This is a genomic window from Maribacter sp. ACAM166 (genome assembly GCF_005771495.1).
Lineage (GTDB): Bacteria > Bacteroidota > Bacteroidia > Flavobacteriales > Flavobacteriaceae > Maribacter.
The window spans coordinates 1-7,925 of sequence record NZ_VAUW01000071.1; the positions used below are offsets into that span (position 1 = coordinate 1).

At 35.6% G+C, this 7,925-nt stretch carries 6 protein-coding genes and 1 pseudogene; 2 read left to right on the forward strand and 5 right to left on the reverse strand.

Annotated features, from left to right (window positions below; genetic code table 11):
• Positions 1-184: 184 nt before the first annotated feature.
• Positions 185-1,105 (reverse strand): reverse transcriptase domain-containing protein, encoded by a 921-nt coding sequence (locus ES765_RS21020; RefSeq protein WP_249356645.1) that lies wholly within the window; start codon positions 1,103-1,105, stop codon positions 185-187.
• A complete protein-coding gene (locus ES765_RS22495) occupies positions 1,065-1,439 on the reverse strand; it encodes a hypothetical protein (RefSeq protein ID WP_249356647.1) in 375 nt (124 codons plus the stop codon). Before ES765_RS22495 ends, ES765_RS21020 begins: the two co-directional genes overlap by 41 nt.
• A 927-nt stretch (positions 1,440-2,366) precedes the next feature.
• Between ES765_RS22495 and ES765_RS21025 the strand changes: the two genes are divergently transcribed.
• The gene (locus tag ES765_RS21025) at positions 2,367-2,552 is read left to right on the forward strand and encodes a hypothetical protein (protein ID WP_138116446.1); all 186 of its coding nucleotides are present in this window, start codon (positions 2,367-2,369) and stop codon (positions 2,550-2,552) included.
• 82 nt (positions 2,553-2,634) lie between these two features.
• Complete coding sequence (ltrA, locus tag ES765_RS21030) at positions 2,635-3,915, forward strand: group II intron reverse transcriptase/maturase (RefSeq protein WP_138116448.1); 1,281 nt, start codon at positions 2,635-2,637, stop codon at positions 3,913-3,915.
• Between the two features lie 1,027 nt (positions 3,916-4,942).
• Here the strand turns inward: ltrA and ES765_RS21035 are convergent.
• The 3 genes and pseudogenes from ES765_RS21035 to ES765_RS21045 all read right to left on the reverse strand — a co-directional run.
• On the reverse strand, positions 4,943-5,224 hold the full coding sequence (locus ES765_RS21035; RefSeq protein WP_138116449.1) for a hypothetical protein: 282 nt from the start codon (positions 5,222-5,224) through the stop codon (positions 4,943-4,945).
• A gap of 102 nt (positions 5,225-5,326) precedes the next feature.
• Positions 5,327-7,231, reverse strand: coding sequence for a hypothetical protein (locus tag ES765_RS21040; protein ID WP_138116451.1), 1,905 nt, complete (start codon positions 7,229-7,231; stop codon positions 5,327-5,329).
• 68 nt (positions 7,232-7,299) lie between these two features.
• Positions 7,300-7,455, reverse strand: a pseudogene (locus tag ES765_RS21045) (tyrosine-type recombinase/integrase); the annotation flags it as partial.
• Between the last annotated feature and the right edge of the window lie 470 nt (positions 7,456-7,925).

A 7,925-nucleotide genomic window follows, 5' to 3' on the forward strand; every position in this document is an offset into this window, starting at 1 on the left:
TCACCCCGCTCTTTTCAATAAAAATATGAACATTTAATAAGATATTAGTCTCCCCCAGACCCCTCTTTTCAACAACATCAATATTAAGATAATTATGTGTTATTTCTAAATTCAAATCTAAAGGAACCGTACGTGATAGTCTCCCATCATACGGCTCTTGTTATACAAACCTAAATTAACGTTTTCACTTTGTATATCCCATTTTCCAATGATAAAATAGATTAGGAAACTGTTCCTGAATTCTAAAAAACCATTTGTAAGCCCGTTTTATACTAGTTTTATAACGTTTATACCTTTTTCTTGCCCATTTCACTAAACGATTGTTTAAAATTTTGAAGATTCCGTGAAGCATTAATTTCCTGAATTTCCCGTAGTAATTGATCCATCCCCTGATCATAGGATTGAGAATTTTAGCGATGCCTACGATACTATTGGAAGTCATTCTATGCACTTTAAGCTCTCCTAACTTAGCTGCAATACGTTTTCTCGAACTTATACTGATACTGCAATCGAAGCCTAGAAATAGTCCGCTTCGCTTTTTAGATTTGGAAGTCCTAGGTTGAAAAGAATAGCCTAGAAAATCAAACTTAACGTTGTGGTAATTTCCTTTTCTGCGATAATCCTTGCAGTACACAATTTTGGTTTTCTTTGGATGTAACTCCAGACCTATTTGTGCCATTCTGTTTCGGATAGCTATCAGCGTTTGTTCAGCGTGCTTTTGACTTTTACAATTTACAATAACATCGTCGGCATAACGAGTATAGCTTACTGCTCTGTCAATCTGTTCTAACCATCTGTCAAAACCGTAATGTAGAAAGAGGTTCGCCAATAAGGGGCTTATTACACCGCCCTGCGGAGTTCCTTTTCCTTGTTTTACGAGTAGTTTTCCAGTTTTGGTCATTACTGGACATGCCAGCCAACGTCCTATATAGAGTCTGACCCATCTTTCGGGTACATGTCTCTCTACAGCAAGCATCAGTTTGTCATGGTCAATGTTATCAAAGAACCCTTTAATGTCAAGGTCAATCACCCAATCTGTTTTCCAGCAGTTTTTCCTGACCTGCTCAAGTGCTTGATGCGCACTCTTTTTTGGGTCTGTAACCAAATGAATTTTGACTGAATTCCTTTTCTAAACGAGGTTCTAAAAAAATCTTGACCACCATTTGCCCTATTCGGTCACTTACTGTCGGTATTCCTAATTTTCGAACTTTTCCATCCTTTTTAGGAATTTCCACTTCTTTGACCGGAGGAGGAAAATAGCTTCCTGATGCCATACGATTCCAAAGCTTGTACAGGTTTGCAGACAGGTCAGTATCAAATTGCTCAATACTAACCAAGTCTATTCCTGCGCTTCCTTTGTTGGCTCGCACTCTTTTGTAAGCTAGCCATATCATGGCTTTGCTTATAGGTATTGATTTTGTTTCATTCCATAAAGTCATCCTCGATAATGAGTTGTTAAATGTAATGCAACTGTATAACCTAACCCCTTTACTCCATCTCCATTACAGAAACTTCAACGCTACTACGGGTTAGTCCGTCCCTGAAAATAACTTTGGTATTCTACCTCTAGGTTGATCCTATTGTGTATTTCCCTTTACATTTATAGTCAGGTTCCCGAGTTCCGTATCTAAGCCTAGATAAAATTCATGCCCCCTGAATGACGCCTGCCGCATAGCCAATAATTAGGTGTTCGCTATACTGTTTAACTCCGTATCATACTTCGTAGCTTTTGACAGGATGTACCTACTTCTCGACACCTCAGAAGGGGTTCACTTTAGTTCATCTCTTTTATCCATACCTGACCAGTTCTTGACTAGCCGTTTCCTAAACGCTCAATACCATTGCTCTTTACAACAGCACCTTTAGGTGGTTTAACGCCTTCTCCTATAAGACGACGTTGGTGGGTCGGTTCCACCATCTTAATTACAGTTCACAACGAGTACTTTGCCGCTCGTTGCTTGCTCGGCACACTAAGAAACGTAGGGCAGGTGATAAGCACTTTCGTTTCGGTTTATTACTTAGCTAAATATAAATATTTTGCTTTTATTTTTTCTTTTATAAACGTCAAATTTTATATTTAGCGGATTTAGTTAATACTCACAGACCTTTAGGTTTAGCACAAACGCCCTATGTTTTTTATACATTGTGTGTGCCCAGCATGGGCATCTTTTTTAACTACAGAAATGTAGTTAATTAATTTAGAGGGTGCAAGTCCCTTATGGGCAGGGGTAACGCCTTGAACCATTAGTAAGTCGCAAGGGTGGTAACCGTGAGGTTACATCTGAAGGAAGCGATCCTACAAAACTTGGTACTGACGAACAGGAATCGCATATGAGGCATTAAAACATGGGTAAGTAAACACATCATTGCAAAGCCCAAAAGAATACCAAAAGTGTATTAATGTAGATGCGGCAGGAATCAAGTTAAAGAAGATGTTCTTACCTGGGGAGGTCTCTACAACTACGAGTTGGTTAGGTAGAGAAGTCAGCCGATGTCATAGTAATCGTTACCCTGATAGTAACAATGAAGGACTGAACAGTAATGGTCTTTAATAGACAGAGGAGCTTTTTGGATTAAGGACAGCCTCCTTTCAAAAAGCAGCCTTTGATTAAGCGAGACAACAGAATACAGTAAATGATTGAACAAGTAATTAACAAGAAAAATCTAAACGAAGCCTATTTGCGCGTGTATGGTAATAAGGGAGCAGCCGGTGTAGATGGGTTACAGGTTACTTACCTAAAATCTACATTAAAAGCACATGGAAATACCTACAACGAACAAATAGAAAGAGAGACGTATCAGGTGTCGCCAATTCTAGGTGTTGAAATACCTAAAAGCAATGGTAAGACCCGATTATTAGGGATTCCTACCGTTGTAGACCGCGTTTATCAACAAGCATTACATCAAGTATTACAACCTATATTCGAGGCAGACTTTCAACAGCATAGTTATGGATTTAGACCCAATCGTAATGCGCATCAAGCAGTAACACAAAGCTTATCGAACATCAATTCTGGCTATCAAGATGTAGTGAATATGGACCTCAAATCATTTTTTGACGAAGTAGAACACCGCCTGATACTAGATTTGATTTACAAGAAAGTAAAGTGTAAAGCAACGATGAAGTTATTACGGTCATTTTTACGAGCGCCGATACAAATCAATGGTAAATTAATCAAACGTAGAAAAGGCGTACCGCAAGGCTCGCCTTTGAGCCCTCTACTATCCAACATTCTACTCAATGAATTAGATAAAGAATTGGAGAAACGAGGACACAAATATGTTCGTTATGCCGATGATTTTAGTATTTACGTTCGCCTTAAAAAGTCGGCAAAGCGAGTAGGTAATAGTATCTATAAGTATTTGCGAGATAAATTACACTTACCCATTAACCAAGAAAAGAGTGGCATTTGCCGCCCTCAAACTTTTAATTTGTTAGGGTACGGTTTTGTACCCACATACAAAAAGGGAGAAAAGGGGAAATATCAACTGATTGCGAAGAAGTCCAAATGGGCAGAGTTAAAGCAAAAGCTAAAATACTTGACCAGAAAGACGATTCCAATGAGTTTTGATGAGCGAATGAAACGACTGAATTGGTTGATAAGAGGCTGGGTAAATTATTTCAAATTAGGCAGTATTCAGGGTAAACTGAAAAAGCTTGATGAATGGCTTAGGAATCGGTTACGCTACTGTATTTGGCATCACTGGAAGAAACCAGACCGCAAGTGTAAAAACTTAATACGGTTAGGGATTTCAATGGGACAGGCATACGCTTGGAGTCGAACAAGAATGGGAGGATGGGCAATAGCCCAAAGCCCTATACTGGGAACTACAATAACCGTAAAACGATTAAAAATGAGGGGTTATATAAGTTTAGTCGAATACCACAAAACTGCATCATTACTGAACCGCTAAGTACGAGACCCGTACGCTTAGTGGTGTGAGAGGCGCAGTCCGTTCCTAACTAGGGGCGGACCCGTCTACTCGATGTGTGCTGTGTAAGCTATGATAAAGATGGAGGTAGGTCCTTCGGATGAGGGTTTTTTAGGAAAACTCATCAAACCACTTCTATGACGCATCCAAGGCAACGAAGATGTGTGAAGCGATAGAAGAAAAGGCTATTTAAAATAGTCAGGTAAGGGTAGAAGAGATGAGCGAAAGCGAACCTTGCGATGAAGTGACGAAATGACCAGTTGTTGTCAAAACCTGATTTATATCGAGGAGTCAGGGATAAGTGTAGAGGGAACCTAATTACTGTCTACACGGCAACCGTCATAAAGCAGGCATGACTTCTATTCAGGCTTTATTGTGGAACCACAGGAAGCCTATGTGCTATGCGAAAAGGAAAACACAAGCAGGAAATACCTGTGAGTCGATTACTAATGAGGGCATAGGTTGCGGATGAAGTTGTAGTAGTGTTGAAACTCCTGTAATGGGTGTGGAGCGAAGGACTTCAGTTATACAGTTTAAATTTAAGAACAACTTAAAATTGTAAGGATGATTTTTAAAGAACAAACAAAGTCGATTCCCATAACCCTATCATTGGGAACTGGGATATAAATTGGTCTAAATTTATTTAGACTTTATCGACTGTATAACAAGAGCCGTATGAATCGAGAGGTTCACGTACGGTTCTGAGAGAGGTTTAGGGGTGAAACTCCCCTTTACCTACTCGACTACCACACGTTTTTTTTAATCACATTATGGTTCTTCATTCCGCCAATATTAAAGCGAATGAGTTTAAATTAAAAATTATATATTATGACGGCAATAAATTTACCATTACCCGAATCCCCAGAATTAAATAATGATATTACAATTGAATCAATTAGGTTAATCTTTATAGAAAAACTACCTAATTTAAGTCCGATTAAGTCAAATGAAATTGTTTTTTGTATCGCAACTTTAATAGGCTTTAAAGATTTACAGTGGGATAATCACTTTAAACAACTTTATAAAACTCATTAGTCAATTCTGGACTTGCGTTCTGTATTGATATTTCGTTCTTTTTATGTTCAGAATCTGTTTTTATAATTAAAGTAGCTCCTTCTAAATTTATTTTATCAATCAGATGTGAGTTCCAAGGTTGTAACAGCTTAAAAGATATTGTTCTTTGTGCTAATCCGTAAATGTTTTTGTCGGTATAAATCTGTTCAGTATTATATTCGTTTAATCCATCATTAATAATAACATTGTTAATCGGTAGTTTTTCAGATTCTTTCATAAAGATTGGTTTTTTTTAATGTGTGGTAACGATTACGCTAAAAAACGTTGCCATCCCATAGGGTGGCTATGTTTTTTTAGTGTTTGTTAGGCAATGTTTTAATTACTCTCCGTAATAGTAATTTTTTCCGTTTTTGTGTTCAATTATCACGTCTCCTTTTGGCGCCAAGACTCTTGAGCACCAACCCGATACCTTTTGTCTGTTGCAACCAACTGAATTTGCAATTTCCACTGCAGACATATTGTCCTCTTTTGTTAACATTGCAATAAGACCAAGAATTTTTACTTCAACTTCAGCAAAGTTTCCATCTGTAATTTCAAATTCTTGGTGTATAATTTCTTCTAATTTAGAATCATCCTCAAAGCATCTCTTGACCTTTGCTTGCGAAACTTCATTCTCTTGATATATTTTATCACATTCTGGACACTTGTAACTTTTCAATTGCTCAGTGGAGAAATAGCCATCAAAACTAGAAATAACATCATCATAGATAAATCTAATACCTGTATAATGATCCTTAGATTCGGCATACTTGATGTTTAAATCTTGACAAATATCATAGTCGATTGAATATAGGTTGTAATTGCCGCCGTATTTTGAAGAACGCCCTTCTTCTAATAAATGCAAAATAAAATTTTCTTTAAAAACGTTCAGGTAGTGATTTCGTTTCGGATCAATTAAAAGATGACTGGCCGGTCTATCAGGATGCTTGTCTTTTTCATAAATAGCCTTACCTATTATGGCATTCCACAGATCATTATAAAAACCTGGGATTAATTTCCTTTTTACAGCTCCTTCATATTGTTTAAAGTAAGTTTTTCTTGCCGATCTTATTCCATAATTAGTTTCCGCTAATCCAATTTTGTTATTTCCTATTTCAGCTTGTTTCCATGCATTTTGAAGAATTAAGCCTATCGTTCGAGTAACACCAATTGATTCTCTTGCTATTCTAGCTACTATCTCATTTTTATTTGCTTTTAGAATTTCTTCAAAAGTCAGACCTACCTCAAATGCTAAAAATCTTTTTTCTACTAATTCGTGGATTAACTCTTCAAATTTATTTAGTGCAGGACTTAAACCACCTAATCTCTCAACATGTTCATTTAAATCCAATGGAATATGAAAAATATCTCTACCAATAATTATGTTTTTTCCAAAGTCAAACCTATCTGTTATAACTCCAATTTTAATAAACAAATTAGTTTTAGAACCTAAAAGGCTTTTTATTAAGCCTGCTAAATGATTTTGTGATTCATTATTTAAATCAGAGTATTCATCAAGAAATAGATATACATAATCAATTTTTGCTTTTTTAATTATGTCTTTAATTTTATTTAAAAACTCTTGAATGTTTAAACCTTTTGTTTGATTGTAGCTCCTAGTTTCTTCTGTTCCATATTTATCTGACATTTGGCCTGTCAAACCCACTTTTTCAGGAGTTACAGTAAAGCCCAAACTATCGCTTTGTTCTGAACTCTTTTTTTCTGTTGCTGCTATTGTTTTAGATTGAGAAATAGTTACCCCTTCTATTAGAAGCTTTTCTATAGCGTCTAAATCGTCTAAAGCAGGATTCTCTTTTTTAAATACAAGTAGAAATTTCTCATCCAATACGGCTTCTATCTGTCTCTTTAAAGAATCTATTAGTTGTCGTACAAAATGAATTTCTAAAAGAGCTAAATTGTTTTTTTCAAAAAGGTCATTACAATTACTTAAATCAATATATAATGGTAAAATTTTGTCTTCATCAAAATAATCAGACTTTTCATCTTTTTTGAGTGTTTTTAAGCACTCAAAATAGCCTTTAAGTAATGCAGTTGTTTTACCTGTTCCTCTTCTGCCTGAAATAAAGTTATCTTGTTTTTGAAGTATGCTGGAAATTGTATTGAAAGGATCAACATAATAATCGCTCAATTGATTAAGATCTTTTATTCTATCTATCGATAAATAATCAGCTCTAAGAATTGAATCAAAAGCGTCTTTAATTCTTATTTTAGTTTTGTTTTCCATCTAAGTTTTAATATTGCCTAACGTACGGATATACGTATGAATACGGTTATTTCCATTTTATTGGTGGACTAATCTAGTGGATTTTTTATTGTCTTAAAAGTATTTGTGGCTACATGGGTGTAGATTTCCGTCGTTTTGCTAGAACTATATCCTAAAAGTACCTGAATTTGACGCAGATTAACACCTGTTTCCAATAAATGTGTAGCAAAACTATGGCGGAGTATAATAACTTTATCAGGATCAAATTTTATACCAATTATCTTGGTATCGTTGATTATAAGATGATATAGACTTAATATGTTTTTTATAAGAAGAATCCATGAGACTGAATTAGACAATAGAATTGATTTAATCGTACCTTAAACGAATAATGTTCGCATAGGCATTCACTTAAGTTTATAGAGATGAGATTACAGCATGAATGTTTGTATTCTCTTTGTATTTGAATATGGGTTTTTAAGCACTAAAAATAGTGGAAAGGATAAATATGTGCTTATAAAATGACAAAGCTATATGGATCACGCTTAAAGAAATAGTATTAACAATTAATCTATAATTTTATATGGAATAATATGCTATCTAGAAAGCATATTATGTTTTAAATACACTACGTTTTTTGTCTCCATATCAAAGTGGGGAATGGCCCCATCTGGTCTCATTTGCATATTGATTATTTTTTGATAACGCTGAATTT

Coding starts and splice junctions, on each gene's coding strand:
- ES765_RS22495 (WP_249356647.1), bottom strand. CDS start 1,439: ATGACTTTATGGAATGAAACAAAATCAATACCTATAAGCAAAGCCATG.
- ltrA (WP_138116448.1), top strand. CDS start 2,635: ATGATTGAACAAGTAATTAACAAGAAAAATCTAAACGAAGCCTATTTG.
- ES765_RS21035 (WP_138116449.1), bottom strand. CDS start 5,224: ATGAAAGAATCTGAAAAACTACCGATTAACAATGTTATTATTAATGAT.
- ES765_RS21040 (WP_138116451.1), bottom strand. CDS start 7,231: ATGGAAAACAAAACTAAAATAAGAATTAAAGACGCTTTTGATTCAATT.